This is a genomic window from Pantoea sp. C8B4, assembly GCF_051336905.1.
Lineage (GTDB): Bacteria > Pseudomonadota > Gammaproteobacteria > Enterobacterales > Enterobacteriaceae > Pantoea > Pantoea rwandensis_B.
The window spans coordinates 126,226-152,509 of record NZ_JBGMNK010000004.1 but is presented as its reverse complement, the minus strand read 5'-3'; the positions used below and the strand labels follow the sequence as shown (position 1 = coordinate 152,509).

Genomic DNA, 26,284 nt, shown 5'->3' with positions numbered 1-26,284 from the left:
CTAAACTGATGTTTTCGAAACTAAAGTAAGTGAGAAATCTTCACAGCCCAGCGCCGCCAGCGTGGCGCGAGTGGCATCGCGCTGACTCAATGTGCTGTCTTCACATTCGACCAGCACAGCCTGTTGGATGGTATCCAGCGCTTCATTCCGCATGTTCATCATAATCAGCGCAGCCTGCAATGGCGGCAAACTCGGGTTAAAGGCCGCGTTTTCTGCATAGCGTCCGGTGAACAGGTTGCCGCTTTGGCTGCGCAGGGCCACGCCACTGTAACTGTGGCTGTAAGGCGCGTGACTGTGGTTCGCGGCTTCAATGGCCGCCTGCTGTAATGCATCACCTTCTGAAACGAAGCCGTGATGAATCGGTGTCAGCAGACGTTCAGTGATATTCAGATCGGCAGGGCCAAACGCATCGGGCAAATAATCACCCAGCGTACTCACCGCGCGCCCCGGTAAACTGATGCGGATCGCCGTGCCGCTGTTCAGCTCGTTCATAAACTGACGACAGTGACCGCACGGCGTGTAGTTAACGGTTATCGCATCCAGCTTCTCTTCGCCGTGCAGCCAGGCGTGCGTGATGGCACTTTGCTCCGCATGCACGGTTTGTTGCAGCGGCGCATGTTCAAACTCCATGTTGGCACCGAAATACCAGTGACCGCTCACCCCACGCGAAATGGCACCCACATTAAAGTGAGACACCGGTGCCACCGCACAACAGGCAGCAATCGGCAACAGTGCCAGCGCTAAGGCATCCTCATCCAGTCCCGTCTCCTGCTTCAGACGCGCCACGTCCTGCGGGCGCAGTACGCCGTTAAAATCAGCTGAATCCAGCAAGGAGTGAATCGCAGTTTGCAAGTCAGCGGGCAGGGCGGAGAAAGCAGCAGTAAATCGTGGATTCATGATGTGATGACCTCATTAACGCGTTAGCGGCGATGCGCCGCCTATGGGGTTATATGTGATCTGTGTCGCTATGACAATGTAAGCTGATTGAGTCGTTTCAACTTTGCGAGATCTCTCGCAAGTTTCAGCCCAACCAGTGCATCAACAGCGGGAAAAGGAACGGTGCCAGCAGCGAAGTAATAATGCCGCAAATCACCAATGCCAAAGAGCTAAACGCCCCTTCCTGATAATCGATTTCTGCTGCGCGCGCCGTGCCCAACGCGTGCGATGCGTTGCCAATCGCCAGGCCGCGTGACGATTTGCTGTGCACGTTAAACAGATTCAGCAGCATATGGCCGAACACTGCACCGAGCACGCCAGCAATCAATACGCAGATGGCGCTGATGGCGGGGATACCGTGCAGCGAACCGGATACCGCCATGGCAATCGGCGTGGTAACGGATTTCGGCATAATCGTCGCGGCAATTTCTGGCGTAGCCCCCATCCACAGCGCAATAGCCGTGCCGGATACCATCGCCGTGATACTGCCAATAAAACAGACGCTGATAATGGTTTTCCAGCGCGCGCGAATTTGGTGCATCTGCTCATAGAGCGGCAATGCCAGCGCGACCACCGCAGGTTGCAGCAACTGATTAAGGAAGGTGCTGCCGGCGAAATAGCGGGTGTAAGGGATATGCGTGAGCAACAGGATCGGAATGACAATCGCCATCGCCACCAACAGCGGATTGATAATCGAGATGTTGATTTTGGCTGCCAGCTTACGCGCCAGCAGATACGCCACCACGGTGAGCGGCAGTGACCACCAGGCGTCAGTCATGAGGCTGCTCCTTCGGGCGCTGCAAACGTTCGGCGCTCAGGCCAACGATCAGCAGCACCATAAAGGTACTTACCACGCAGGAGACCACAATCGGTCCAAACTGTGCGCTCAGGATATCGGTATACCCCATCACGCCGACGCTGATCGGCACAAACAGCAGCGCCATATAGCGGATCAGCAAATGACAGCCCGGTTTCACCCAACCCACCGGCAGGATTTGCAGTGCCAGCAGGGTAAACAGCAGCAGCATGCCGATAATACTGCCTGGAATGGTAAACGGCAGCAGGGCAGCAATACCGTTCCCGGCATAGAGCGCGGCATAGATAATCACAAAGGCACGCAAATAGTGCCAGCAAGCAGTTAGCACGACAGGCTCCACAACAGAGTCTCGATAAAAAAGCCGCCCTGAAGGCGGCTTGTTCAATTACTTCACCTGCATTCCAGGTTTTGCACCGCTATCAACGGACAACACAAACAGGTCTGAACCGCCAGAACCGGCAGACAGCACCATGCCTTCTGACACGCCGAAGCGCATCTTACGCGGTGCCAGGTTGGCGACGATGATGGTCATTTTGCCGACCAACACAGACGGGTCCGGATAGGCCGCGCGAATGCCAGAGAAGATCTGGCGCTTCTCACCGCCGAGATCCAGTTCCAGACGCAGCAGCTTGTCAGAACCTTCAACCAGTTCCGCTTTCTCGATCAGCGCCACACGCATATCGACCTTGGCGAAATCGTCGATGGTGATGGTGTCACCAATCGGTGCGTCAGCCAGAGGACCGGTGACCGCAGGTTTGTTCGCCGCTGCCGCGTCTTCTTTAGACGCTTCAATCAGCCCTTCAACCTTGGCCATTTCGATACGACCATACAAGGCTTTGAACGGTGCAACATCGTGATCCAGCAACGGCTGCGCAATCGCATCCCAGCTCAGTTCCGTGTTCAGGAAAGCTTCGGTACGCGCGCTCAGTGAAGGCAGCACCGGCTTCAGCCAGGTCATCAGAATGCGGAACAGGTTAATGCCCATAGAGCAGATCGCTTGCAGGTCAGCATCGCGGCCTTCCTGTTTCGCCACCACCCACGGTGCCTGCTCGTCCACATAACGGTTGGCGATATCCGCCAGCGCCATGATTTCACGGATCGCGCGGTTATACTCGCGGCTCGCCCAGGCTTCACCAATCTTCTCTGAAGCATCGACAAAGGTCTGATACAGCGCCGGATCGGCCAGCTCGCTCGCCAGTTTGCCGCCAAAGCGTTTAGTGATGAAACCGGCGTTACGAGACGCGAGGTTCACCACCTTGTTAACGATATCGGCATTCACGCGCTGCACGAAATCTTCCAGATTCAGGTCGATGTCGTCGATGCGTGAAGAGAGTTTCGCCGCGTAGTAGTAACGCAGGCTGTCCGCATCCAGATGCTGCAGCCAGGTGCTGGCTTTAATGAAGGTTCCGCGCGATTTGGACATCTTCGCGCCGTTCACTGTCACATAACCGTGCACGAACAGATTGGTCGGCTTGCGGAAGTTGCTGCCTTCCAGCATCGCTGGCCAGAACAGGCTGTGGAAGTAAACGATGTCTTTACCGATGAAGTGATACAGCTCGGTAGAAGAATCTTTTTTCCAGAACTCGTCGAAATCGATGTTACCGCGCTTGTCGCACAGGTTCTTAAAGGAACCCATGTAACCGATTGGCGCATCCAGCCACACGTAGAAGTATTTGCCCGGCGCACCTGGAATTTCGAAACCGAAATAAGGCGCATCACGGGAGATGTCCCACTGCTGCAAGCCCGATTCGAACCACTCCTGCATTTTGTTCGCCACCTGCTCCTGCAACGCACCTGAACGGGTCCAGGTCTGCAACATCGCGCTGAACGACGGCAGATCGAAGAAGAAGTGCTCGGAATCACGCAGTACTGGCGTCGCGCCGGATACCACGGATTTCGGATCGATCAGCTCGGTTGGGCTGTAGGTCGCGCTGCACACTTCGCAGTTATCGCCGTATTGATCCGGTGACTTACATTTCGGGCAGGTGCCTTTGACAAAACGGTCCGGCAGGAACATGCCTTTTTCCGGATCGTACAGCTGTGAAATGGTGCGGTTCTTGATAAAGCCGTTTTCTTTCAGACGACCGTAAATCAACTCCGACAGCTGACGGTTTTCGTCGCCGTGGGTGGAGTGATAGTTGTCGTAGCTGATGTCGAAGCCAGCGAAGTCAGTTTCGTGCTCCTGCTTCATCTCAGCGATCATCTGCTCAGGTGGGATACCAAGCTGCTGTGCTTTCAGCATGATCGGCGTGCCGTGGGCATCGTCTGCGCAGATGAAGTAAACCTGGTTGCCACGCATTCGCTGGTAACGGACCCAAATGTCAGCCTGAATATGTTCAAGCATGTGACCGAGATGGATAGAACCGTTTGCGTACGGCAGTGCGCACGTTACCAGAATTTTTTTAGCGACTTGAGTCATAGTTTGCGTAGCGTTCCGTGAATAAAAATCGGGCTTAGATGTTACCCGAAGCACCCTCTGGCGTAAACACAACTGGACGGCATCTGATATTATTGAAAGCACACCGCCGTTATCTGGCGTTATGAAAACACAAGGAGTTGGGATGACTTCACAATCCCGGGAACATCATTCACCCGAAGCATTGCGCGCTGTGGTTATCGGCGTGCTGAGTGACTTTGAACATCCGACGCTGCATCACAATCTGACTACCCTCAAAGCGCTGCGTCATGTGGCGTTACTCGACGGCAAACTGCACATCGAACTGGTGATGCCGTTTGCGTGGGCCTCAGCCTTTGAGGAGCTTAAGGCGCAAACCAGCGCTGAACTACTGCGCTTAACCCATGCCAGCGCCATTGACTGGCGTTTGCGCCATGATATTGCCACGCTCAAGCGGGTGAAAAATCATCCCGGCGCGACAGGCGTGAAGAACATCATTGCGGTGAGTTCCGGTAAAGGCGGCGTCGGCAAATCCAGCACGGCGGTGAACATGGCGCTGGCGCTGATTGCCGAAGGCGCGAAGGTCGGTATTCTCGATGCCGATATTTACGGCCCGTCGATTCCCAATATGCTCGGCACCGAAAGCCAGCGTCCAACCTCACCGGATGGCACGCACATGGCACCGATTATGGCGCACGGATTGGCGACCAACTCGATTGGCTATCTGGTCACCGATGAGAATGCGATGGTGTGGCGCGGTCCGATGGCCAGCAAAGCGCTGATGCAACTGTTGAACGAGACGATGTGGCCTGATCTCGATTATTTGATTCTCGATATGCCGCCAGGCACCGGTGATATCCAGTTAACGCTGGCGCAAAACGTACCGGTGACAGGCGCGCTGGTGGTGACGACACCACAGGACATCGCCCTGATTGATGCGCGCAAAGGCATTGTGATGTTTGAGAAGGTCAGCGTGCCGGTGTTGGGCATTGTGGAGAACATGAGTATTCACATTTGCAGCGAATGTGGCCATCACGAGCCGATATTTGGCACGGGCGGCGCGCAGAAGCTGGCGGCTGATTACCACACGCAGCTGCTGGCGCAATTGCCGCTGCACATCAATCTGCGTGAGGATCTGGATGATGGTGAGCCGACGGTGATCCGTCGTCCGGACAGCGAATTCACCGCACTCTATCGTCAATTAGCCGGTCGCGTGGCCGCCCAGCTTTATTGGCAGGGTGACGTGATCCCGGCCGATATTGCCTTCCGCGCAGTTTAACGCAACGTTTTTCCGCTGGCGCGCGCCGTCAGCGGAAAATGCATCAGCACGTACTTTCCCTGTTCGCTCACACCGGTGGCTTCACGCTGCCAGCCGTGTTTCAGGTAAAACGCCTGCGCGGGCTCATTCAGCATCAGGCATTTCAACGCACCGGTTGAGGTGAAGCGGCGCTGCACCGCCTCCAGCAGAGCGCTGCCAATGCCGCGGCCCTGAAAGTCAGGATCGACATACAGGCTGTGCAGGAAATTGTCGTTAGGAAGGATGCCGGCAAATCCGGCGCGGTGGCCCTCGACGAACGCCACTAACACCGTTTCACCCAATATCACCCCATCCAGATCTTCCAGCGCCCAATCATCGCCATCCAGCCAGGTCCAGCTATGACGTCGTGCAGCCAGAAACAGTGTGCGCAGAAAAGGGCGATCGGCTTCCTCAAATAATCGAATGTCCAAGCAGGGGCTCCAGTTGAAGAATGGCAAATCGTGTGTTGGTCGCCATAAATGCTGACCCTACATCAAAGCAGGGTGTTTATATCGCAACAGTCCCAGGGAAGGGTGACCCTACAGCAAAGCAGGATTTTCGTAGGGTGCGCATTGATGCGCATCTGTCGCCATACAGGGCAACCTTAGGTAACAATAGCCGACCAAAAAGATAAAGCCTGTCAAATCATCAGGCTTTCTGTGTAGAATGCCGCGGCAAGCCGCATGGAATCTGGCATCAGCACTTTGATAGCTTTTGATTATCTGATTGATAACGACTGCATATTAGAAGTTGGCCCGGAAAAACTGTAACTTGCATCACATCTTTTAACGGAGGTCACCATGTCCATCATTAATACCAAAATCAAACCATTCAAAAACGCAGCGTTCAAAAACGGCGAATTCATCGACGTAACCGAGAAAGACGTTGAAGGTAAATGGAGTGTTTTCTTCTTCTACCCGGCTGACTTCACCTTCGTATGCCCGACTGAACTGGGTGACGTGGCAGACCATCATGAAGAGTTGCAGAAACTGGGCGTAGACATCTACTCTGTTTCTACCGACACGCACTTTACCCACAAAGCCTGGCACGGTTCTTCCGAAACCATCGCAAAAATCAAATACGCGATGATCGGCGACCCAACTGGCGCACTGACCCGTAACTTCGAAATCATGCGCGAAGACGAAGGTCTGGCAGATCGCGGTACCTTCATTGTTGACCCACAGGGCATCATTCAGGCTATCGAAATCACCGCTGAAGGCATTGGCCGTGACGCATCTGACCTGATCCGCAAAATCAAAGCGGCTCAGTATGTTGCTTCTCACCCAGGCGAAGTTTGCCCGGCTAAATGGAAAGAAGGCGAAGCAACACTGGCTCCATCTCTGGACCTGGTTGGCAAAATCTAAGTCACACCCAGCCATTCGATCTTTCTCAATCGGGTGCTACGGCACCCGATTTTCTTGACAGGAACTCACTATGCTCGATACCAATTTAAAAACACAGCTCAAGGCTTACCTTGAGAAATTAACGAAACCGGTTGAGTTGATTGCCACACTGGATGATGGCGCTAAATCTGCGGAGATCCGTTCTCTGCTGACCGATATCGCGAGCTTGTCAGAAAAAGTCAGCTTCCGTGAAGAGAATGATCGTCCGGTTCGTAAACCCTCTTTCCTGATCACTAACCCAGGCAGCCAGAGCGGTCCTCGCTTTGCCGGTTCGCCAATGGGACACGAATTTACTTCACTGGTGCTGGCACTGTTGCAGACCGGTGGACACCCTTCGAAAGAGTCGCAGAGCCTGCTGGAGCAAGTGGTGGCTCTGGATACTGACCTGCATTTCGAAACCTATTACTCACTGTCATGCCATAACTGCCCTGACGTAGTACAGGCACTGAACCTGATGGCGGTGCTGAACCCACGCATCAGCCACACCGCGATTGATGGCGGCATGTTCCAGAACGAAATCACTGAGCGTAATGTGATGGGCGTTCCTGCGGTATTCCTCAACGGCAAAGAGTTCGGTCAGGGCCGTTTGAGCCTGGCGGAAATCGTCGGCAAAGTGGACACCAACGCAGAGAAGCGTGCGGCAGAAGAGCTGAACAAGCGTGAAGCCTATGAAGTGCTGATCGTCGGCAGCGGCCCAGCGGGCGCAGCGGCAGCGATTTACTCGGCGCGTAAAGGTATCCGCACTGGCCTGATGGGCGAGCGTTTTGGTGGCCAGGTACTCGACACCGTAGACATCGAAAACTACATCTCAGTCCAGAAAACCGAAGGCGCTAAGCTGGCGGGTTCACTGCGCGCCCACGTTGATGATTACGATGTTGACGTCATCGACACCCAGAGCGCCATCAAGCTGATTCCCGCAGCCAAAGAGGGCGGTCTGCACGCGATTGAAACCGCGTCTGGCGCGGTATTGAAATCACGCAGTATCATCATTGCCACCGGTGCACGCTGGCGCAACATGGGTGTGCCGGGTGAAGAGCAGTATCGCACCAAAGGCGTGACTTACTGCCCACACTGCGATGGCCCGCTGTTTAAAGGTAAACGCACTGCGGTGATCGGCGGCGGTAACTCCGGTGTCGAAGCGGCTATCGATCTGGCTGGCCTGGTTGAGCACGTGACGCTGCTGGAATTTGCCAGCGAAATGCGTGCCGACAAAGTACTGCAGGACAAACTGCGCAGCCTGAAAAACGTCGATGTGATTCTGAATGCCCAGACCACCGAAGTGAAAGGCGACGGCAGCAAAGTGACGGGCTTGAGCTACATCGATCGTAACAACCAGACCAGCCATGAAATCGCGCTGAGCGGCATCTTCGTGCAGATTGGTCTGCTGCCCAACACCACCTTCCTCGAAGGCGCGGTGGAACGTAACAAAATGGGCGAGATCATCATCGACGCCAAATGCGAAACCAGCCTGAAAGGCGTGTTCGCGGCCGGTGACTGCACCACGGTGCCGTACAAGCAGATCATTATCGCCAGCGGTGAAGGTGCGAAAGCCTCACTCAGCGCGTTCGATTACCTGATCCGCACCCAACCGGCTGAATAAGTTTTATTGCGATAGCCACGCAGCAGCCCCGTAACGGATGTTACGGGGCTTTTTTTTGCCTGTTATTCATCCTAACCAACGGCGTGCTTCCGCATCGCTGACGTCGCGATAATAAATTTTATGCAAACGCTCACCGCAACCTTTGCATTGCGCTTCAACATGGGTAGAAAAATAGTGGCGGCCGGAAGGGCAAATTGCGCCTTTACGCGAAATACGAATGTCGTGCCATTTATGGGCGTGCGGAATAAAGCTGAATAATTTTGAGATCATTATCGATTCCGGAATTGGATAGGCAGTGACTCTCTTCAAGTCCGGAGGGGGATTAGGCCTTGCCACAGTGGGCGGGGCGTTGATGTGCATCAATGAATGCGAAGGCGGGTGTTTATTAGTCGATTTTTCAGTGATTAGAATAAATCTGGCAAATTCAGATGAGAATTATTTAATGATGATAATTGACCGATACAGCTTTTTTTAAAATTCAGCCTATCGAATGATTTTAACTATTTTGATTTAGTGCCGTTTTCAGCGTCTTTCAAAGCACCACGATTTACAACATCCCGAACTGCCCTTATTCTGTGTGCGGCATGTTCACCATGCCATGACTCGGGGTGCCCCTGTTAAACAGGGCTGAGATACACCCGCTGACCTGATCTGGATAATGCCAGCGTAGGGAAGTCAGATGCCTGACCGCATTCGCCTTCTTGATCGCCGGTTGGGAGTTTTATGACACAGCCTGACCTTCTTACCCCCGCGCAACTCGCGCAATCCCTACAGCTGCTGCGTCAGCAGGCGCCGCTGGTGCACTGCATGACCAATGACGTGGTGCAAACCTTCACTGCCAATGTGCTGCTGGCTCTACAAGCCTCTCCTGCAATGGTGATCGATGCCGAAGAAGCCGTGCAGTTTGTGAGTTTTGCCGATGCGCTGCTGATCAACGTGGGCACCTTAACCCGCGATCGTCGGGATGCAATGCTGGCGGCGGTGCAGGCTGCTCAAAAGGCTGGCACGCCCTGGACGCTCGATCCGGTGGCCGTGGGCGCACTCTCATTCCGTACCGAATTCAGCCAGCAGCTGCTGAACCTGCATCCCGCCGCAATTCGTGGCAACGCGTCGGAAATCCTCGCGCTGGCTAACCAGGCTGCGGGCGGACGCGGCGTGGACAGCGTGCATCAGGCCGATGCGGCACTGAGCGCGGCACAACAGCTGGCGCAGGATTACCACACGCTGGTGGCGGTCACTGGCGAAGTCGATTACATCACCGATGGCACACGCACGCTGGCGATTCCTGGCGGTAGCCCGCTAATGACGCGCGTGGTCGGTACCGGCTGCGCGCTTTCAGCCGTGGTCGCAGCCTTCAGCAGCTTGCCGGGCGACCGTTTACAGCATGTCGCGGCGGCGTGTCGTGTGATGTCTCTGGCGGGTGAACAGGCGGCACGTGCCGTTCAGGGGCCAGGCAGCTTTGTTGCGGCTTTTCTGGATAACCTCTGGACGCTGGAGGTCACTGTATGAAACGCATCAACGCGTTAACCATTGCTGGCACTGACCCAAGCGGCGGCGCGGGCATTCAGGCCGATTTGAAAGCCTTCTCCGCACTGGGCGCGTATGGCACCAGCGTGATCACCGCGCTGGTGGCGCAGAACACCTGCGGCGTGCAGTCGGTGTATCGCATCGAACCCGATTTTGTTGGCGCGCAGCTGGATTCCGTGCTGGATGATGTGCGCATTGATGCCGCCAAAATCGGCATGCTGTCTGAAACCGCGATTGTCGAAGTGGTTGCCGAGCGGCTGAAACGCGCCAGCCTGCCGTTTGTGGTGCTGGATACGGTGATGATCGCCAAGAGTGGCGATCCGCTGCTGTCGCCCGATGCGGTGGCCAGCGTGCGTGAACTGCTGCTTCCGCAGGTGTCGCTGATCACCCCCAATCTGCCCGAAGCCGCTGCGCTGCTGGGGCGGGATATGGCGCAGGATGAAAATACCATGCTGATGCAGGGCGATGCGCTGTTGGATCTCGGTTGTGAAGCCGTATTGATGAAAGGCGGACATCTCAGTGATGCCGAAAGCCCGGACTGGCTGATCACCCGCGCGGGCCGCCAGCGCTTTACCGCCCCACGCGTCAATACGCGCCATACCCACGGCACCGGCTGTTCGCTGTCCGCTGCTTTAGCGGCGTTGCGTCCACGTCATGATAACTGGGCGGACACAGTCACCGAAGCTAAAGCCTGGTTGCAGCAGGCCTTGCTGCATGCGGACTCGCTGGAAGTCGGTAAAGGCATTGGGCCGGTGCACCATTTCCATCAGTGGTGGTAGGCAAGCATTATGGCGTGCCTCAGCGTTGCAGGATGCAATCTGCAGGCCGCCCATCGCAAGGTGGCAGAATTTTTTTACTGCGTATCCGTCTGAAAAATGGTGTCAGCAATTTGCCAGCCTGGCGCTTTTCGGTCCAGGCTGTTGGGGGCGAATCGGCCATTGCCGGTTCCATTCCAGCCATTTATTCAGGAGCCAACATGACGGACATCGTACAGTTATTGGGCAAAGAAGCGGATTCTCTTCTTCAACATCGCTGCATGACCATTCCAGCGGACAGCCTTTATTTACCGGGCGCGGATTTCGTCGATCGCGTGATGATCGACAACAATCGTTCTCCTGCCGTATTACGCAATATGCAAACCCTGTACAACACCGGTCGCCTGGCGGGCACTGGCTATCTGTCGATTTTGCCGGTCGATCAGGGCGTTGAACACTCAGCGGGCGCCTCCTTCGCCGCTAACCCGGCTTATTTTGATCCGAAGAACATCGTTGAGCTGGCGATTGAAGCGGGCTGCAACTGCGTGGCTTCGACCTATGGCGTGCTGGCCTCGGTATCACGCCGCTATGCGCACCGCATTCCGTTCATGGTGAAACTTAACCACAACGAAACCCTGAGCTATCCGACCCAATACGATCAAACCCTGTATGCCAGCGTTGAGCAGGCATTCAACTTGGGTGCGATCGCGGTGGGCGCGACCATCTATTTTGGTTCTGAGCAGTCACGCCGTCAGATTGAAGAGATCTCGGCCGCCTTTGAGCGTGCCCATGAACTGGGTATGGTGACGGTGCTGTGGGCTTATCTGCGCAATGATGGCTTCAAGAAAGACGGCGTGGATTACCATGCAAGCGCCGATTTGACCGGCCAGGCCAACCATCTGGCAGCGACCATTGGCGCAGACATCGTGAAGCAGAAGATGGCCGAGAACAACGGCGGCTACAAGGCGGTGAAATTCGGTCACACCGATGAGCGCGTCTACAGCAAGCTGACCACGGAGAACCCCATCGATCTGGTGCGCTACCAGCTGGCGAACTGCTATATGGGCCGTGCGGGATTGATCAACTCTGGCGGCGCATCAGCCGGAGACACCGACATTGCCGAATCAGTGCGTACTGCGGTGATCAACAAGCGTGCGGGCGGTATGGGGCTGATTCTGGGTCGCAAGGCGTTTAAGAAGTCGCTGAAAGAGGGCGTGCAGCTGATTAATGCGGTGCAGGATGTTTATCTGGCGAAAGATGTGACGATTGCGTAATTGATTGCCCAAATCCCTTCCCGCAAGCGGGAGGGGAACCGATCCAACGAAGTATCAATGGCAGCATTGGGACGAAATCTTATCTGCAAAGCTCGCTTTACTGGCCAGCACTTCGCTTTTCACTCACCCGCAAACCACACTTTACTCACGCTCTGCTTTATCCCCCTTAGTTGTGTGTAAGGGGCGGGGTGAGGCATCAAATTGCAGAGGAACTAAGGCGCTTCAAACCACTCGCTATTACGCTCAGCAATCGGCGTAATGGTCAAAATCATCTCCTGCAGATGACGGCGCATCGCCGCTTCTGCCGCTTCAACATCTTGCGCTTTTAACGCCTGGTAGATGTTTTCATGCTGCTGAATCAAGCTTTCCGGTGGCGACACTTCGCTCAGAGTCAGGAAGCGCACGCGGTCCATGGTGGCTTTGATGTTCTCCACCGTTTCCCACGCCAGCAGGCAGTTAATCCCTTCGGCAATCAGGCGATGAAACTCATCGTCCAGCGCTAAAAACGCCTGGCTGTCGTGGCGTTCAGCAGCTAAGCGTTGCAGCTGTAGGTTATGCTCCAGCGCCATCAATCCCTCGGGGGTGATCTCCTGCGCAGCGCGACGCACCACGGCAATCTCCACCGCTTCACGGATAAAACGGCCGTCGGCCACGCGCTGGGCGGAAATCTTGCGCACAAAAGTGCCACGCTGCGGCAGCACCTGCACCAGACCCGCTTCCGCCAGTTTGATAAAGGCTTCGCGTACCGGCTGGCGCGACACATTAAAGCGCGCGGACACTTCCTTTTCGGACAGCAACGAGCCCGGATGAATGGCGCAGGTCACGATATCTTTGCGCAGATAACGATAGATCTGCTGATTTACGGGTTCGCTGGTGGTTATGGTATAGGCAATCGACATGCAGCAATATCCGTATTACGGCTGGCCTACGCCAGCCCGATGAGAAAGGTTCAGTCTAATCAGCACGCTGCATCTGCGCTACACATTTGTGAAAGCGCTTACGCCTGCGTCACAAGGGCTTGCACCGTGGCGCGTGCACCTTGGGTATTAAGCTGGTTATACAACTCAGTGACGCGTGAGACAAAGGCGGTCTGATAACGTAAATCATCGCCAAACACCGCTTGTATCCGCAGTAAGGCTTCGACGCGCTGTGCACCGTCATCGCTATGCGCAACGATACTCGCCAATTGTTCTTTCATTGGGTCGCGAATCTCAATCGCCTGCCCTTGCTCATCGACACCGCTCACGTAACGCATCCAGCCCGCCACACCGAGCAGCAGATAGTCACAAGATGTGCCGTTACGCAGATGCCAGCGCACGCTGTCCAGCAAACGCTGCGGCAGCTTCTGTGTGCCATCGGTGGCGATCTGGTAAGTACGATGCTTGATGGCGCGGTTTTCGTAGCGTGCAATCAGCGAGTCGGCATAAGCGGTGAGATCCACGCCCTGAGTGCGCAGTGTCGGGGCCTGATCCTGCAACATCAGCGCGCGCGCTGCCGTGCGGAAGTGGTTGTCGGCCATGCAATCGCTGATGTGTTCATACCCGGCGAGGAAGCCAAGATAGGCGAGGAAGGAGTGGCTGCCGTTGAGCATGCGCAGCTTCATCTCTTCGAACGGCAATACATCACTCACCAGCTCAGCACCGGCGTTTTCCCATGCCGGGCGTCCATTGACGAAGTTATCTTCAATGACCCACTGGAAGAAAGGCTCGGCTTCTACCGCGACCGGATCGCTGCTGCCTAAGCGTGCTTCCAGCGCATCAAACGCCGCATCAGTCATCGCGGGGACGATGCGGTCCACCATGGTGGAAGGGAAGGTGATGTGCGTTTGAATGTACTCTGCCAGTTCGTGGCTATGGCGCTCTGCCAGTTGGGTGATGACGTTGCGCGTGACATGGCCGTTCTCTGGCATGTTGTCGCAGGACATCACGCTGAACGGCGCTAATCCACGCTCGCGACGACGGATAATCGCCGCCAGAATCAGGCCCGGCAGGGAACGGGGCTGCGTGGGGTTTTCCAGATCATGCACGATATCAGGATGATCCGGGTTGAGCTTGCCGCTGGAGGGCATATAGCAATAGCCTTTCTCGGTCACCGTCATCGAGACAATCGCCACATCGGGCTGGCTCATCGCCTCAATCACCGCATCAATGCCGTCGCCTTTGCCATGCAGCGCTTGCGTCACCACGCCAATCACGCGGGTGTGCAGGCTGCTATCGGCCATCTCGGTGAGGGTATAGAGCAAATCCTGTTGGCGCAGCGCCTGAATCAATGCGCCGCTGTTGAGATTCACTTCGCAGTAGCCCCAGTCACTGCCTTCCGCCGCCAGTTTATCGGTGGCGAGCGCCTGATGCGCACGGTGAAAAGCACCAAAGCCGATGTGCACCATGCGGGTTTTCAACTGGCTGCGGTCATAAGCGGGACGTTGGACGTCGGCGGGAAGGCGATCAAGCTCTAACATGCGTTTTCCTTTTAGCAAACGGGGCGCTGAGCGCCCCATTATGGTCAATCTGTTATGCGGACACCGGTTTATCTATGGTCTTTGGGCTACGAATCACAAACAGCACTAACATCGCACCAATCCCGGCGACACAGCCCGCCAGAATAAAGGCGCTATCGAATTTGCCGGTGTGCTGCACGATAAAGCCCGTGACAATCGGTCCAACAATCCCGGACAGGCTGCCAATCAGATGGATAAAGCCACTGATGCTGCCGACACGGCTTTTATGCACCACATCCTGAATAATCGCCCAGTAAATCGCACCGGTGATGTAGAGGAAGAAGATGGAGATCGACATCATGATCACCGCCGAATTCACCTCTTTAATCGTTCCCGCCAGTGCCACGCAGATCGCGGCAGCCAGCAGCGAGACCACCAGCACGATTTTGCGCGACAGCAGCAGCTTGCCCGTGATGTTGAAAATCTTATCTGAGATCCAGCCGCCCAATGCCAGGCCGACGAAGCCGACAATCCACGGGATCATGGTGGTGATACTCATGGATTTGATGTCCAGGCCGTGCGCCTGCACCAGATAGGCCGGGAACCAGCTCAGGAAGAAGAACAGAATGTAGTTGTAGCAGAAGAAGGCAAAAGCGGTCACCAGGATAATCGGCTGACGCAGGTAGTAGCCCATGCCGTGCGCTTTGCCGGTCGGATCGATAACGTCAGCCGGTTCTTCCGCTTTCAGTTTTTCCACCAGTGCGCGCTCTTCTGCAGAGACTTTTTTGCTGCGCGCGGGATTATCTGCGGCGAAGTAGAACCACAGGCACATCCATACCAGACCAATCAGGCAGATCACCACGAACGCCGGACGCCAGCCGAATGACAATGCCAGATAGCCGACAATCGGACCGGCTACCGCGCCACCCAACGGTGAACCGGCACTGAGCAAGCCCATCGCGGTAGCCGCCTGTTTTTTCGGGAACCAGCCGTTAATCGCTTTGTTTGCCGAGGCGCAGATCGGACCTTCCGCCATGCCGAACAGCACGCGCAGAATCATCATCGACCAGAAGCCGGTCGCCAGTGCGGTCATGCCGCAGAACAGCGACCACATACCGACGGCGGTGCCGAGCACGATGGTGGGGCCGAATTTATCGGTCGCCAGGCCACCGATAAAGTTAAACAGCGCGTAGCCAAAGAAGAAGCTACCGAAAATCATGCCGAACTGTTCGGCGTTGATCATCAGGTCTTTTTCTACCAGCGGTACAGTCAGAGAAAGGGCAATACGATCGAGGTAGTTGATCATATAAACCAGGAACAACAGCAGTACGAGGGTCCAGCGTAGATTCTTTAACATAGAAACTCCGTTTCCTCGTCATGCTTCAATCTGTCTTTAAGTTGGCTGCGTGATTGCACCCCATTCACTTATCGTTGTAAGCGTCTGGGGGCTTAATCACTGGCCGCCTTGATACAGCCTGAAGCATTGAGAGGATTATTATATTGGCCGGCAGGTACGCACCGGATTAAGGACACCTGGTGTGAAGATTAACTTAACCCATGTGCAGAATCACTTTGCAGCAAGTGCGCGGATCTTTTTCGAACAGCGTCATCGCACGTTCAATCTCCGCCAGCGGGAAATAGTGCGTGACGAGTTTTTCTGGCTGAATCTGACCTTTTTCCATCCACTCAATCACCTGCGGGAAGCGATGGCTATTAAGACGCGAAGTGAACAGTGACAGCTCTTTGCTGGTTAATGCCTGCTGCGTAATGCTGCAAGGTTCACCAGAGAAGCCCAGCAGGCCAATACGCGCCGCCGGAGAGGCGAGGGCAGCGGCTTCGGCCAGGATGGTGGGATGGCAGGCGGCATCAATGATCAGCGTGGGTTGCACGCCTTCAAGCTGTGCGGCCAGCGGAATGTCGCTGTTGTTGAACACCAGATCGGCACCATTTGCTTGCGCCAGCGCCAGACGTTCCGGCAGACGATCCACCACCAGCACTTTTTCTACGCCGTAGACGCCTTTCAGCACCTGAATCGCGGTTAAGCCCATCGGGCCTGCGCCGTAAATCAGCGCCACGTCATTGACCTGCGGCTTAAGGAAGGCGGTGATGTTCGCCGCGATGGTGAAGGGCTCTACCAGGCTGGCCAGTTTGTCGGGAATGGAAGCCGGCAGAGCGAATGCGTTCTTCGCCGGTGCCACCGCGAACTCGCTGAAACCGCCGTCACGGTGTACACCGATCACCTGCAATTCTTTGCAGACGTTCGGGCGTCCAACAGAGCAAGGGTAGCAGTGTCCGCAACTCACCACCGGATCCACCGCGACACGTTCACCGATTCGCGCGGCATCCACGCCTTCACCGACGGCATCGATCAAGCCGAAGAACTCGTGACCAATCACGCGCGGGTATTTGGCGAAGGGATTGTGGCCGTGCCAGATGTGCACATCTGAACCGCAGATACTGGCAAACTGTACTTTGACACGCACTTCGCCTGCGGCTGGTTCTGGCAATGTGCGTTCCGCCAGCACCAGTTCACCCGGTTGTTCAATTACGACACTTTTCATCATTTACTCCTTGCCAGATACACGCTCAATCGCTGGATTTGGCATCAACGGGAATGCAATGAATGAAAAATACGCTTGCTAATACTACCATACAAGTCGGCGTTAAAGAGTTGTGAAGAGAGTCACAGAGTGCAGGGAGGGTGAGCGAAGAACGGTGTCGGTTTGGGAGATGGGGCGGGGGAATTTGATGTGAGGCTGCAAGAATCAAAACATGCAGAGATGTGAGATGTGAGATGTGAGATGTGAGATGTGGGATTTGAGATGTGGGATGTGGGATGTTCAGCCTGGGTTGAGATGCTTAGGCAGGCCAAAGGTATTCAAGCTGGGTGGCGATGTTCAGATTGAGTTTAAGGTCTTCAGGCAGGATTGAGGAGGTGAGTTGGGTTCGGGATGTTCAGCCAGGATTGAGATGTTGAGTTGGGTTGGAGATGTTCAGGCCAGGCTGAGGTGTTTAAGCTGGGATGCGATATGCAGATTTGGCCGAGACCGTCAGATTGAACTCACAAGGACTTTGGATAGGGTGTCGTCCGGTTATTCAACCCGCTCGCCCCCAAATTTCAGGCATAAAAAAAGCAGCCTGTTAGGCTGCTCTTTTCAAGAATTTGGCTCCTCTGACTGGACTCGAACCAGTGACATACGGATTAACAGTCCGCCGTTCTACCGACTGAACTACAGAGGAATCGTTTGGAACGGGGCGCATAGTAACGAGCAGGCTCTGGGTTGTCAAAGGCCTTTTCCACATTTTTTACTGACTGCTGAATAAAGCGTCAATTTTGCGTTTCTCTTCCCTCTCTCGCGGCGAATCACACTCGATATCGGGCCTATTTGTGATGTAAGTCACTAATGCTATGCAAAATTACATTCTGATTTGTCGATTCTGTCGAATACCTCGCAGGTATGATCACAGATATTTCATTTCGTCGTTGTCGGGGCCAAAAGCGAAACATATATTCCAGATCAATTCCCACCCACAACTCCAGGTGCAGCATGAACAAAGTCAGAATCGGTATGATCGGCAGTGGTTACATTGGTCGTTGTCACGCCATTGCTTACGCGCAGGCCCCCACTGTTTTCGCACTGAAAGGTGAAATCGTGCGGGAAATGCTGGCAGAGGTGAACCCGGAACTGGCCGCGAAACAGGCGGCAACCTTTGGCTTTGCCCGTTCAACCGGCGACTGGCATGAGCTGGTACGCGATCCCAACATTGATGTGGTCGATATCTGCGCGCCGAACTTCCTGCACAAAGAGATGGCGCTGGAAGCGATTCGTAACGGCAAACACGTTTACTCGGAGAAACCGCTCTCCCTGTCCGTGTCCGATGCAGAAGAGATGGTGCAGGCCGCGCAGCAGGCAGGCGTCAAAACGCTGGTGGGCTTCAACTACATGAAAAACCCCACCAGCCAGCTGGCGCGTGAAATCATTGCGCGCGGTGAGATTGGAGAAGTGATTCATTTCTACGGTACGCATAATGAAGATTATCTGGCACGTCCGGAAACACCGCTCGACTGGCACTGCCAGAAAGCGCTGGCCGGTTTAGGTGCGCTGGGCGATCTGGCGGCGCATATCGTCAATATGGCGCACTATCTGGTCGGGGATATCGAAGAAGTCAGCGGCGATATGATGACGGTGATTAAACAGCGTCCCGATCCGAAAGATCATTCACGTTTGTTGCCAGTTGAGAACGAAGATCAGGCCAGCGCGCTGCTGCGCTTTAAAAACGGTGCGCACGGTGTGTTTGAAACTTCACGCATCGCCTGCGGCAGCAAAATGGGCCTGACCTATGTGGTCACTGGCACCAAAGGCACCCTGCGCTACACCCAGGAGCGTATGGCCGAGCTTGAGCTGTATATCCATGATGAACCCGCTGGACGTCAGGGCTTCAAAACCATTTTGACCGGCCCGGCCCATCCCGATTACGCTAATTTCTGCGTATCAGCCGGTCATGGTATTGGTTTTAACGATCAGAAAACCGTCGAGATCCGCGATTTAATCAACGGTATCGCGGCAGGCGATCGCATGTGGCCTGATTTTGCCGAAGGCTTGCAGGTACAGAAAGTACTGGAAGCGGTCGCGGTGTCCGCCGTCGAGCGTCGCTGGATGAAGGTGTAACGCCTACTCGTCAAGCGCAAGCCCTGGATTAATAGCACGCACTCAAGCTAATAAGCAGGCTGGGGGCCGTTCTGGGGCAGGCATTTCGCAGCGCTGAACGGAATGAGGAAGCCAGGAGAGCCAGCATGGATGCTGGCGAAAGGCGCAGCCGGAACAGGGATGTTCCGTCTGCGCCGGTCCGTCAGGCTGACGAGTGAAGTGAAGGTACCGCGTCAGCGGCGCGAGGACCGCCAGGCCCAGAACGGTCCCCAGACGGCGACACCGCGGGCACCCTAAAATCCATCACCACCAGCTCTCCAGACTGCGTCATCCCCGGCAACCAACCCGCTCTTATCACCCGCCTCTCAACTGACAAACATCACGCCAGCAGTGGGCACTGCGGCGGCAGGCGGCAGCTCAGCGCGCCGGGCATCACTTCAATTTCAAATTCACTGCCGGTCAACGGCTCGCCATCCAGATTAAACGTCATCTCATGCGGGGAGCGAATGCGTAGCGACTGCAACTGCGCCGAAACAATATTCGGGTTCTCATCATTGCGCGTCAGCGAATGCAGCAGCGTTGGCAACAGCTCCTGCGCGGTCACAATGCTCAGATTCAGCTGCCCATCATTGATCAACGCATCCGGACACAACTTCTGCCCGCCGCCCGCCTGGCGACCATTACCAATGCCGATCACCAATGCATCGCCTTGCCACGCAAAGCCCGGTCCGCTGATCTCACAACTATCCGGCTTCAGCGCATCCACCCGCATCAAACCGTGAATAAAGTACGACACGCCGCCCAAAGCCGATTTCAATTTCTCCGGCGTCTCCGTGGTGATACGCGTGCCAAAGCCGCCGGTCGCCATATTGATAAAATAGCGATCGCCATTCACGCGCGCCAAATCAATCGCGCTGGCTTTGCCCAACACCGCCAGACGCAGTGCCGGTTCAATCTCCGCTGGAATACCGACGCTGGTGGCGAAATCATTGGCCGTGCCAAGCGGCAGAATACCCAGCGCCGGACGCTGCTCTGCAGCCACCGCCGCCAGCGCCGTGGCGATCTCATTGATGGTGCCATCGCCGCCACCGGCTACCACGGTTTCAGCCTGCAACTCCACCGCTTCCTGCACGTAACGGTCGCCGTCGCCCTTTTCCCAGGTCACGCGCACCGCCAGATTAAAGCCTTCCTCACGCAGCGTATTAACCGCCGCACGCAAATCTTCATTGCCCGCGCCTTTTCCATTGAGGATAAGCAGCGTCAGTGGTTTGTTTTGCATAATCAGTTCCTTGAGGCGAAATACGATGCAGTGGTTATAGCATAGCTGGACAGGGAACTTTATCGGCGGGCGATGAAAAAAAGAAAACCCGCACGGGGGAGCCGGGCGGGTGAATGAGGTGGTTCCTGGTACTACCTGCTGTTTATTGTTACTCGTTAGCAGCAGGCGGGATTCTAAAGCGAGGCGCAGCGGCGGTCTGTGATCCTGTTCTAACTTCGCGCCTTTCTTTTCATTATGTGCGCTTTTTTCCGTGCGGATCGTAGGTGCTATTGCCGTCAGTAAAATTACGCATCAACAAGGCAAAGGCCAGATCCACCGATTCCGGTACTGGGATCCACACGCGATGCCCATCGCCCGGTGCCACCTCCACCGCCGCGCCTTTATCATTTTGCATCGATTCCAGCGTACAGTTCAGATTGCCTTGCGGCGTCATGATCTCCACGGAGTCACCGAGCAGAAACTTATTCTTCACCGCGATCTGCGCCCAGTCACCGCGACGCTCACCGGTAAATTCCCCGACAAACTGCTGGCGTTCGGAAACGGAGAAACCCTGTTCATAGTTCTGATAACTGTCGTGAGTATGACGACGCAGGAAACCCTCGGTATAGCCGCGATGCGCCAGACCTTCCAGCGTCTCCAGCAGCGCCGGATCGAACGGCTTGCCGGCTGCCGCATCATCGATGGCGCGACGATACACCTGCGCGGTGCGCGCGCAGTAATAGAAAGATTTGGTACGGCCTTCAATTTTTAATGAATGCACGCCCATCTGGCTCAGGCGCTCGACGTGGGCCACCGCGCGCAAATCCTTTGAGTTCATGATGTAAGTGCCGTGCTCATCTTCAAAGGCACTCATCACTTCACCGGGCTTCATCTTCTCTTCTAACAAAAATACGCGGTCGGTCGTTGCGCCAACGCCCAGCGTGGGCTCCTGCACCTCAACCGGTTGATGGAAACCGACAATATTGCCCACCTCATCCTGTTTGCCTTCCTCCACTTTATATTCCCAGCGGCAGGCGTTAGTGCAGGTGCCCTGATTGGGGTCGCGCTTGTTGAGATAACCCGACAGCAGGCAGCGGCCGGAATAGGCCATGCACAGCGCGCCGTGCACGAAGATCTCGATCTCCATCTCTGGCACCTGCTGTCGAATTTCTGCAATCTCCTCCAGCGACAGCTCGCGCGACAAGATCACGCGGGTTAGCCCCATCTGCTGCCAGAACTTCACGGTCGCCCAGTTCACCGCATTCGCCTGCACTGACAGATGAATCGGCATCTCAGGAAAGGCTTCGCGCACCAGCATAATCAGGCCGGGATCGGACATGATCAACGCATCGGGCTGCATCTCCACCACCGGCGTCAGGTCGCGGATAAAGGTTTTCAGCTTCGCGTTATGCGGCGCGATGTTCACCACCACGTAGAATTTCTTACCCAGCTGGTGGGCTTCGTCAATGCCTTTGGCCAGCACTTCGTGGGTGAATTCATTGTTGCGTACGCGCAGGCTGTAGCGCGGCTGACCGGCATACACCGCGTCAGCGCCATAGGCAAAGGCATAGCGCATATTCTTCAGCGATCCCGCTGGAGAAAGGAGTTCAGGTTTAAACATGGAGGGAAATCTCACTGATGTCAGGTCAGCATGCCATCGGCGATGGCAGGTGCACGAGCCGCATCAAACGGCCCTGCAAAAGGTGGGGAATTGTAGGCAGGGCCGCCGCTGAAGTAAATTGATCTACATCAAGCTAAGCGCTACATCAGGCGACAGACGTCCGCTTCCCAGCGATAACCCATGCCGTACACCGCGCGAATAAACGGCTGTTCCGCATCGAGGTTTTCCAGCTTACGACGCAGGTTCTTGATATGGCTATCGATAGTACGGTCGGTGACCACGCGATAATCGTCATAAAGATGGTTCAGCAACTGTTCGCGCGAGAACACTTTACCCGGCTCCAGCGCCAGGGTTTTCAGCAAGCGGAATTCAGCAGGGGTCAGTTCCAGCTGCTGTTCACGCCAGCTGGCCTGAAAACGTCCTTCATCAATCAGCAGATGCGAGGCGAGTTGCGCCTCTTCCGGCGAACGTTTCACGCGGCGCAGAATGGTTTTCACACGCGCCACCACTTCACGCGGGCTGAAAGGCTTGCAGATGTAATCGTCTGCGCCAATCTCCAGCCCCAGCAAGCGGTCAATTTCCTCGGTGCGCGCGGTGACCATAATGATCGGCAGCTCAGAGAAACGGCGGATCTCGCGGCACAGCGTTAAGCCATCACGGCCCGGCAGCATCAAATCCAGCAGCATCAAATCTGGCGGCGAGTGCTGCACATAGCTCAGCACCTCATTGCCATCCGCAATATGATGAGTGCGATAGTTGGACGCCTGCAGATAATCAATCATCAGCTGCGCCAGTTTGGGTTCATCTTCAACAACAAGGATCAGTGGATCGTGATTATCCGGGCTCATAAGCTATTTCTGGTGAGGAACATACGGCAAGTTTAGCGCGATTTGCAGCCCACCTAAATCAGAGTGATCCGCAGAAATGCTGCCGCTGTGTGCTTCAACAATGTTTTTACAGATCGCCAGACCCAATCCAGAGCCGCCGCTGGCGCGATTGCGTGAACTTTCAGCGCGGAAAAAACGCTCAAAAAGATGTGCCTGATGCTCAGCGTCCACGCCAGGCGCGCTATCCGCAAAGCGTAACTGCCAGTATTCGCCGTGTTGCTGCAGGCTGACCCGTACTTCGCCACCGGCATCCGTGTAGCGCAGGCTATTCTCCAGCAGATTCGTGAACAACTGCATTAAACGATCGGGATCGCCAAAGCTTTCCGCTTTGTACGGCAGTGCGAGAGTGAGCGTTAAATCCCGGCTGCGATAGCGCTCGCCGAAGCTGCCCGCCACCACTTCCAGCAGATTCACCACATCCACCGGCTGTTTGCGGTAGGCGAGGGCGCCCGCGTCAGACAGCGACAGCTGATGCAGATCGTCCACCAGTTTGGTCAGCACCACCACTTCGCTCTGCAGTGAGGTGATGGCTTCCGGCGTCAGCTTGCGCACACCATCCTGCATCGCTTCCAGCTCACCGCGCATGATCGCCAGCGGCGTGCGCAGTTCGTGGGAGATATCGGCCATAAAAGCGCGGCGGTTACTCTCGTTCTTTTCCAGCGAACTGGCGAGCTGGTTAAAATCGCGCGCCAGCTGGCCGATTTCATCACTGCTGCCCACTTCCACACGTGTGGAAAATTTACCTGCCGCCAGCTCGTGGGTGCCATCCACCAGCCGTTTCACCGGGGCGAGCAAGCCACGCGCCAGTAGCCAGGTGACCAGCGCCGCCAGCAGCGTGGTGAGCGTGACGATCATCCAGCTGGTACGCCGCTGCTGCAGATCAAAGTTGATATCGGTGCTGCGTGTTAACCGCTCAGCGGGCGAGGCGATCACCCAACCCACCACTTTGCCGGTGCTGGTGGTGATGTTGCGACGGGTGCCTTCCGGCGGCACCGGCGAGTGCGGCCCGGACAACACTTTATACTGCTGATCAATAATCCAGAATTGGGTGCGCCAGCCGTGTGGCGGTAGCTGCGTACTGCTGCCGGGATTTTGTTCCATCGAACGCAGAATGGTGAAAATCAGCCGATCGTTGTTCCGCAGGAAATCCCAGTCGCCGTGCTGCTCGTACTGATCCGCCAGTGCATCGCTCAGCAGGGTTAAGCGTTGCTCATTGCCCTTTTTGATGTAATCGACAAAGCCATGCTCAAAGCTGAGGCGCACGCCCCAGTGCATGGTGATGATCACCAGCATGCAGGTGGAAAAAATCGCCACAAACAGCTTGGCGCCAATGCCGAGTTTCACCGGCTGCTTCATGCTTTTCTCCTGCCTCTGAGATCCACGTTCTTACTCACATCTTTGGGTACGCGCCAGAACACCAGTGCCGGCAACACAATCACTAACGCCATGCACAGATAGGTATAAATAAAGGTTTGATGCGCGGCGGCGCTGTTGGTCACGGCACCGTGTGCGAAGGCACCCAGCAGTAAACCGGCCACCGTGACGCCAATACTCATCGACAACTGCATGATCATCGAGAGCAAGCTGTTGCCGCTGGAGGCCAAATCATCCGGCAACTCTTTCAGCGTTAAAGTATTCATTGAGGAGAAGCGGATGGCATTCACCATTCCTTGCAGTAGCAGAACCACCGGCAGCATCCACACCCAACCGAGCAGCGCCACTGTCGGGAACAGCAATACCACCAGCGCCAGCGCGACTGTCGCACCGACCAGCGCATTACGGTAGCCGAACAGATTCACGATGCGCACCACCACGCGTTTGGTGCCCATATTGCCCAGCACCATCGGGATCATCATCAATCCGGCGTGGAATGGGCTGTAGCCGAGGCCCACCTGTAGAAAGATCGGTGTCATAAACGGCAGCATGCCGCTACCGATACGGCCGGTGAAGCTGCCGAGCAGGCCAATCGAATAAATACGGTTGTCGAACAGCTTGAGGCTAAACAGCGCATTGTCGTTATTGCGGCCGTGCATCAGGTAGAACAGCAGGGAGAACACACCGACCAGAATCAACAGGCCGAGCAGCAGCGGGGAACCGCCGGTGCTGCGCTGACCGTCGAGCGCCAGCGTCAACGTTGCCATGCCAACCGCCAGCAGCACGAAGCCGAGGAAATCAAAGCGTTTGGTTTGCATGGTGTAATTGGGCATCAGCATCAGGGTGGCAATCGCACCGATAATGCCGACCGGAATGTTGATCAGGAAAATCCAGTGCCAGCTGGCGTACTGCACCAAAATCCCACCCAACGCCGGGCCGAGCAGCGGACCGATTTGACCGGGCGTGGTGACAAAGGTCATCGCCGACATGTACTGTTCGCGCGGCACGATTTTCATTACGGTCAAACGCCCCACCGGCACCATCATTGCACCGCCCACGCCTTGCACCACACGCGCCATCACCAGTTGATCGAGTGAGGTGGAGAAGGCGCACAGCACCGATCCGATGCTGAACAGCACAATGGCGCAGAAGAAAATGTTGCGCACGCCGAAGCGATCCGCCAGCCAGCCGCTGATCGGCAGTGTCACCGCCACCGTGAGCACATACGACACGATCACCGAATGCATGTTGAGTGGGCTGACGTTGAGGTCGCGCGCCATCGAAGGGATGGCGGTATTCACGATGGTGGTATCCAGCGCCTGCATAAAGAAGCCGAAGGCGACGATCCACAGCTGCCAGCGCACGGTGGCGTTTTGCGAGTTCATGGAGAGTACCGTTGTATTAAAGCCAGTTGTCGCTGATTAACCCGTTCACCCGTGAAAATTCGCGCAGGTTGTTGGTAATGAGTGTTAGCGCTTCACTTCTCGCATGTGCAGCGATGTGCAAATCATTCAGACCAATGGGGGTGCCTTTCTTTTCAAGCTCAGCGCGAATCGAGCCGTAATGAAATGCTGCCTTTTGGTCGTAACTGAGTACGTCCAGACGGGAAATAAAGTCTTCAACAGTGCGTAGATTCCTTTCAGGAAAAGCACTTTTCTCCGCACCATGAACGAGTTCAGCAAGCGTAATCGATGAGATGACCATGCGCCCGACGTTGGCATTAAAGCGTTCTAAAACCTCAATCGGGCGGCGTTTGATGACATAGATAACGATGTTGGTATCCAGCATATAGCGATGCATTAAATATCTTCCCTGTCAGATTGCTCCTGTGACGCACGTTCATTCATAAAATCATCGCTTACGCTGGGGCCATCGAGGAAAAAGCTATCCCAGGCGTTTTCTATTGGTGTGAGAATGCGCTCTTTGCCAATCGCACGTACCGTGACATTTTTCACATTATCTGGAAAGCGCACGTCAGCAGGAATACGCACGTTTTGCGTACGATTATTGGTAAACACTGTACCTTGAGACATATAAACCTCCTTCATAGTGAC

General features: G+C 55.5%; 24 protein-coding genes, 1 tRNA gene and 1 riboswitch. Of the genes, 7 read left to right on the top strand and 18 right to left on the bottom strand.

The window, feature by feature from the left end:
- From cdd to metG, 4 genes are all read right to left on the bottom strand, one after another.
- Positions 1–897 (bottom strand): cytidine deaminase, encoded by an 897-nt coding sequence (gene cdd, locus ACCW76_RS07020; protein WP_436338136.1) that lies wholly within the window; start codon positions 895–897, stop codon positions 1–3.
- 124 nt (positions 898–1,021) lie between these two features.
- Entirely contained in the window at positions 1,022–1,714 is a 693-nt protein-coding gene (locus tag ACCW76_RS07015; protein ID WP_038645873.1) for a CidB/LrgB family autolysis modulator, read from the bottom strand.
- Positions 1,707–2,081, bottom strand: a complete 375-nt coding sequence (locus ACCW76_RS07010; RefSeq protein WP_034824894.1) for a CidA/LrgA family protein — start codon at positions 2,079–2,081, stop codon at positions 1,707–1,709. Before ACCW76_RS07010 ends, ACCW76_RS07015 begins: the two co-directional genes overlap by 8 nt.
- Before the next feature lie 57 nt (positions 2,082–2,138).
- Complete coding sequence (gene metG / locus ACCW76_RS07005; RefSeq protein WP_436338135.1) at positions 2,139–4,226, bottom strand: methionine--tRNA ligase; 2,088 nt, start codon at positions 4,224–4,226, stop codon at positions 2,139–2,141.
- Between the two features lie 88 nt (positions 4,227–4,314).
- Here metG and apbC point away from each other — a divergent pair, with 88 nt between their 5' ends.
- Complete coding sequence (apbC, locus tag ACCW76_RS07000) at positions 4,315–5,427, top strand: iron-sulfur cluster carrier protein ApbC (RefSeq protein ID WP_038645877.1); 1,113 nt, start codon at positions 4,315–4,317, stop codon at positions 5,425–5,427.
- On the opposite strand, the gene ACCW76_RS06995 is transcribed toward apbC, so the two are convergent.
- Complete coding sequence (locus tag ACCW76_RS06995) at positions 5,424–5,876, bottom strand: GNAT family N-acetyltransferase (RefSeq protein ID WP_045813600.1); 453 nt, start codon at positions 5,874–5,876, stop codon at positions 5,424–5,426. The genes apbC and ACCW76_RS06995 overlap by 4 nt on opposite strands.
- 369 nt (positions 5,877–6,245) lie before the next feature.
- On the opposite strand from ACCW76_RS06995, the gene ahpC reads away from it, so the two are divergent.
- A complete protein-coding gene (gene ahpC, locus ACCW76_RS06990; RefSeq protein WP_034824884.1) occupies positions 6,246–6,809 on the top strand; it encodes an alkyl hydroperoxide reductase subunit C in 564 nt (187 codons plus the stop codon).
- A 70-nt stretch (positions 6,810–6,879) separates the two neighbouring features.
- Positions 6,880–8,448: an alkyl hydroperoxide reductase subunit F gene (gene ahpF / locus ACCW76_RS06985; RefSeq protein WP_045813599.1), complete on the top strand. Its 1,569-nt coding sequence runs from the start codon at positions 6,880–6,882 to the stop codon at positions 8,446–8,448.
- Between the two features lie 66 nt (positions 8,449–8,514).
- Here ahpF and ACCW76_RS06980 read toward each other — a convergent pair whose 3' ends face one another.
- On the bottom strand, positions 8,515–8,718 hold the full coding sequence (locus tag ACCW76_RS06980; RefSeq protein ID WP_436338134.1) for a hypothetical protein: 204 nt from the start codon (positions 8,716–8,718) through the stop codon (positions 8,515–8,517).
- A 324-nt stretch (positions 8,719–9,042) separates the two neighbouring features.
- A riboswitch (TPP riboswitch) is annotated at positions 9,043–9,138 on the top strand.
- 33 nt (positions 9,139–9,171) lie between these two features.
- Between ACCW76_RS06980 and thiM the strand changes: the two genes are divergently transcribed.
- From thiM to fbaB, 3 genes are all read left to right on the top strand, one after another.
- Positions 9,172–9,957 carry a hydroxyethylthiazole kinase gene (gene thiM / locus ACCW76_RS06975; RefSeq protein ID WP_436338133.1) on the top strand — a complete coding sequence of 262 codons (786 nt, stop codon included), beginning with the start codon at positions 9,172–9,174 and terminating at the stop codon, positions 9,955–9,957.
- Complete coding sequence (thiD, locus tag ACCW76_RS06970) at positions 9,954–10,754, top strand: bifunctional hydroxymethylpyrimidine kinase/phosphomethylpyrimidine kinase (RefSeq protein ID WP_436338132.1); 801 nt, start codon at positions 9,954–9,956, stop codon at positions 10,752–10,754. Before thiM ends, thiD begins: the two co-directional genes overlap by 4 nt.
- A 197-nt stretch (positions 10,755–10,951) precedes the next feature.
- Positions 10,952–12,004: a class I fructose-bisphosphate aldolase gene (gene fbaB / locus ACCW76_RS06965; protein ID WP_045832840.1), complete on the top strand. Its 1,053-nt coding sequence runs from the start codon at positions 10,952–10,954 to the stop codon at positions 12,002–12,004.
- Between the two features lie 212 nt (positions 12,005–12,216).
- On the opposite strand, the gene ACCW76_RS06960 is transcribed toward fbaB, so the two are convergent.
- From ACCW76_RS06960 to ACCW76_RS06940, 5 genes are all read right to left on the bottom strand, one after another.
- Complete coding sequence (locus ACCW76_RS06960; RefSeq protein ID WP_034824871.1) at positions 12,217–12,903, bottom strand: GntR family transcriptional regulator; 687 nt, start codon at positions 12,901–12,903, stop codon at positions 12,217–12,219.
- Positions 12,904–13,001: 98 nt separating this feature from the next.
- The gene (locus ACCW76_RS06955) at positions 13,002–14,462 is read right to left on the bottom strand and encodes a mannitol dehydrogenase family protein (RefSeq protein ID WP_436338131.1); all 1,461 of its coding nucleotides are present in this window, start codon (positions 14,460–14,462) and stop codon (positions 13,002–13,004) included.
- A 52-nt stretch (positions 14,463–14,514) separates the two neighbouring features.
- Positions 14,515–15,798, bottom strand: coding sequence for an MFS transporter (locus ACCW76_RS06950; protein WP_038645896.1), 1,284 nt, complete (start codon positions 15,796–15,798; stop codon positions 14,515–14,517).
- Between the two features lie 193 nt (positions 15,799–15,991).
- A complete protein-coding gene (locus tag ACCW76_RS06945) occupies positions 15,992–17,002 on the bottom strand; it encodes a Zn-dependent oxidoreductase (RefSeq protein WP_436338224.1) in 1,011 nt (336 codons plus the stop codon).
- 603 nt (positions 17,003–17,605) lie between these two features.
- A tRNA-Asn gene (locus ACCW76_RS06940) sits at positions 17,606–17,681 on the bottom strand.
- Between the two features lie 308 nt (positions 17,682–17,989).
- On the opposite strand from ACCW76_RS06940, the gene ACCW76_RS06935 reads away from it, so the two are divergent.
- Positions 17,990–19,111 carry a Gfo/Idh/MocA family protein gene (locus ACCW76_RS06935; protein ID WP_436338130.1) on the top strand — a complete coding sequence of 374 codons (1,122 nt, stop codon included), beginning with the start codon at positions 17,990–17,992 and terminating at the stop codon, positions 19,109–19,111.
- Positions 19,112–19,469: 358 nt separating this feature from the next.
- Here the strand turns inward: ACCW76_RS06935 and yegS are convergent, their stop codons facing one another.
- The 7 genes from yegS to vapB form a co-directional block, all read right to left on the bottom strand.
- On the bottom strand, positions 19,470–20,369 hold the full coding sequence (gene yegS / locus ACCW76_RS06930; protein ID WP_436338129.1) for a lipid kinase YegS: 900 nt from the start codon (positions 20,367–20,369) through the stop codon (positions 19,470–19,472).
- 232 nt (positions 20,370–20,601) lie between these two features.
- Positions 20,602–21,969, bottom strand: a complete 1,368-nt coding sequence (gene trhP, locus ACCW76_RS06925; RefSeq protein ID WP_436338127.1) for a prephenate-dependent tRNA uridine(34) hydroxylase TrhP — start codon at positions 21,967–21,969, stop codon at positions 20,602–20,604.
- Positions 21,970–22,109: 140 nt separating this feature from the next.
- A complete protein-coding gene (baeR, locus tag ACCW76_RS06920) occupies positions 22,110–22,817 on the bottom strand; it encodes a two-component system response regulator BaeR (RefSeq protein ID WP_038645906.1) in 708 nt (235 codons plus the stop codon).
- A 3-nt stretch (positions 22,818–22,820) separates the two neighbouring features.
- Positions 22,821–24,212, bottom strand: coding sequence for a two-component system sensor histidine kinase BaeS (baeS, locus tag ACCW76_RS06915; protein ID WP_436338126.1), 1,392 nt, complete (start codon positions 24,210–24,212; stop codon positions 22,821–22,823).
- Complete coding sequence (mdtD, locus tag ACCW76_RS06910; RefSeq protein ID WP_436338125.1) at positions 24,209–25,615, bottom strand: multidrug transporter subunit MdtD; 1,407 nt, start codon at positions 25,613–25,615, stop codon at positions 24,209–24,211. The genes baeS and mdtD overlap by 4 nt, the downstream gene beginning before the upstream one ends.
- A 16-nt stretch (positions 25,616–25,631) precedes the next feature.
- Positions 25,632–26,030, bottom strand: coding sequence for a type II toxin-antitoxin system tRNA(fMet)-specific endonuclease VapC (gene vapC, locus ACCW76_RS06905; RefSeq protein WP_200680250.1), 399 nt, complete (start codon positions 26,028–26,030; stop codon positions 25,632–25,634).
- Positions 26,030–26,263, bottom strand: coding sequence for a type II toxin-antitoxin system VapB family antitoxin (gene vapB / locus ACCW76_RS06900; protein ID WP_436338124.1), 234 nt, complete (start codon positions 26,261–26,263; stop codon positions 26,030–26,032). Before vapB ends, vapC begins: the two co-directional genes overlap by 1 nt.
- Positions 26,264–26,284 lie beyond the last annotated feature (21 nt).

Excerpts from the sequence above, each read along its gene's own strand:
- trhP (WP_436338127.1), bottom strand. The coding sequence starts at position 21,969 with ATGTTTAAACCTGAACTCCTTTCTCCAGCGGGATCGCTGAAGAATATG.
- ACCW76_RS06935 (WP_436338130.1), top strand. The coding sequence starts at position 17,990 with ATGAACAAAGTCAGAATCGGTATGATCGGCAGTGGTTACATTGGTCGT.
- baeR (WP_038645906.1), bottom strand. The coding sequence starts at position 22,817 with ATGAGCCCGGATAATCACGATCCACTGATCCTTGTTGTTGAAGATGAA.
- ahpC (WP_034824884.1), top strand. The coding sequence starts at position 6,246 with ATGTCCATCATTAATACCAAAATCAAACCATTCAAAAACGCAGCGTTC.
- ACCW76_RS07015 (WP_038645873.1), bottom strand. The coding sequence starts at position 1,714 with ATGACTGACGCCTGGTGGTCACTGCCGCTCACCGTGGTGGCGTATCTG.
- baeS (WP_436338126.1), bottom strand. The coding sequence starts at position 24,212 with ATGAAGCAGCCGGTGAAACTCGGCATTGGCGCCAAGCTGTTTGTGGCG.
- vapB (WP_436338124.1), bottom strand. The coding sequence starts at position 26,263 with ATGTCTCAAGGTACAGTGTTTACCAATAATCGTACGCAAAACGTGCGT.
- ACCW76_RS06980 (WP_436338134.1), bottom strand. The coding sequence starts at position 8,718 with ATGATCTCAAAATTATTCAGCTTTATTCCGCACGCCCATAAATGGCAC.
- mdtD (WP_436338125.1), bottom strand. The coding sequence starts at position 25,615 with ATGAACTCGCAAAACGCCACCGTGCGCTGGCAGCTGTGGATCGTCGCC.
- thiM (WP_436338133.1), top strand. The coding sequence starts at position 9,172 with ATGACACAGCCTGACCTTCTTACCCCCGCGCAACTCGCGCAATCCCTA.
- ahpF (WP_045813599.1), top strand. The coding sequence starts at position 6,880 with ATGCTCGATACCAATTTAAAAACACAGCTCAAGGCTTACCTTGAGAAA.
- ACCW76_RS06960 (WP_034824871.1), bottom strand. The coding sequence starts at position 12,903 with ATGTCGATTGCCTATACCATAACCACCAGCGAACCCGTAAATCAGCAG.
- thiD (WP_436338132.1), top strand. The coding sequence starts at position 9,954 with ATGAAACGCATCAACGCGTTAACCATTGCTGGCACTGACCCAAGCGGC.
- ACCW76_RS06945 (WP_436338224.1), bottom strand. The coding sequence starts at position 17,002 with ATGAAAAGTGTCGTAATTGAACAACCGGGTGAACTGGTGCTGGCGGAA.
- yegS (WP_436338129.1), bottom strand. The coding sequence starts at position 20,369 with ATGCAAAACAAACCACTGACGCTGCTTATCCTCAATGGAAAAGGCGCG.
- fbaB (WP_045832840.1), top strand. The coding sequence starts at position 10,952 with ATGACGGACATCGTACAGTTATTGGGCAAAGAAGCGGATTCTCTTCTT.
- cdd (WP_436338136.1), bottom strand. The coding sequence starts at position 897 with ATGAATCCACGATTTACTGCTGCTTTCTCCGCCCTGCCCGCTGACTTG.
- vapC (WP_200680250.1), bottom strand. The coding sequence starts at position 26,030 with ATGCATCGCTATATGCTGGATACCAACATCGTTATCTATGTCATCAAA.
- apbC (WP_038645877.1), top strand. The coding sequence starts at position 4,315 with ATGACTTCACAATCCCGGGAACATCATTCACCCGAAGCATTGCGCGCT.
- ACCW76_RS06950 (WP_038645896.1), bottom strand. The coding sequence starts at position 15,798 with ATGTTAAAGAATCTACGCTGGACCCTCGTACTGCTGTTGTTCCTGGTT.
- ACCW76_RS06955 (WP_436338131.1), bottom strand. The coding sequence starts at position 14,462 with ATGTTAGAGCTTGATCGCCTTCCCGCCGACGTCCAACGTCCCGCTTAT.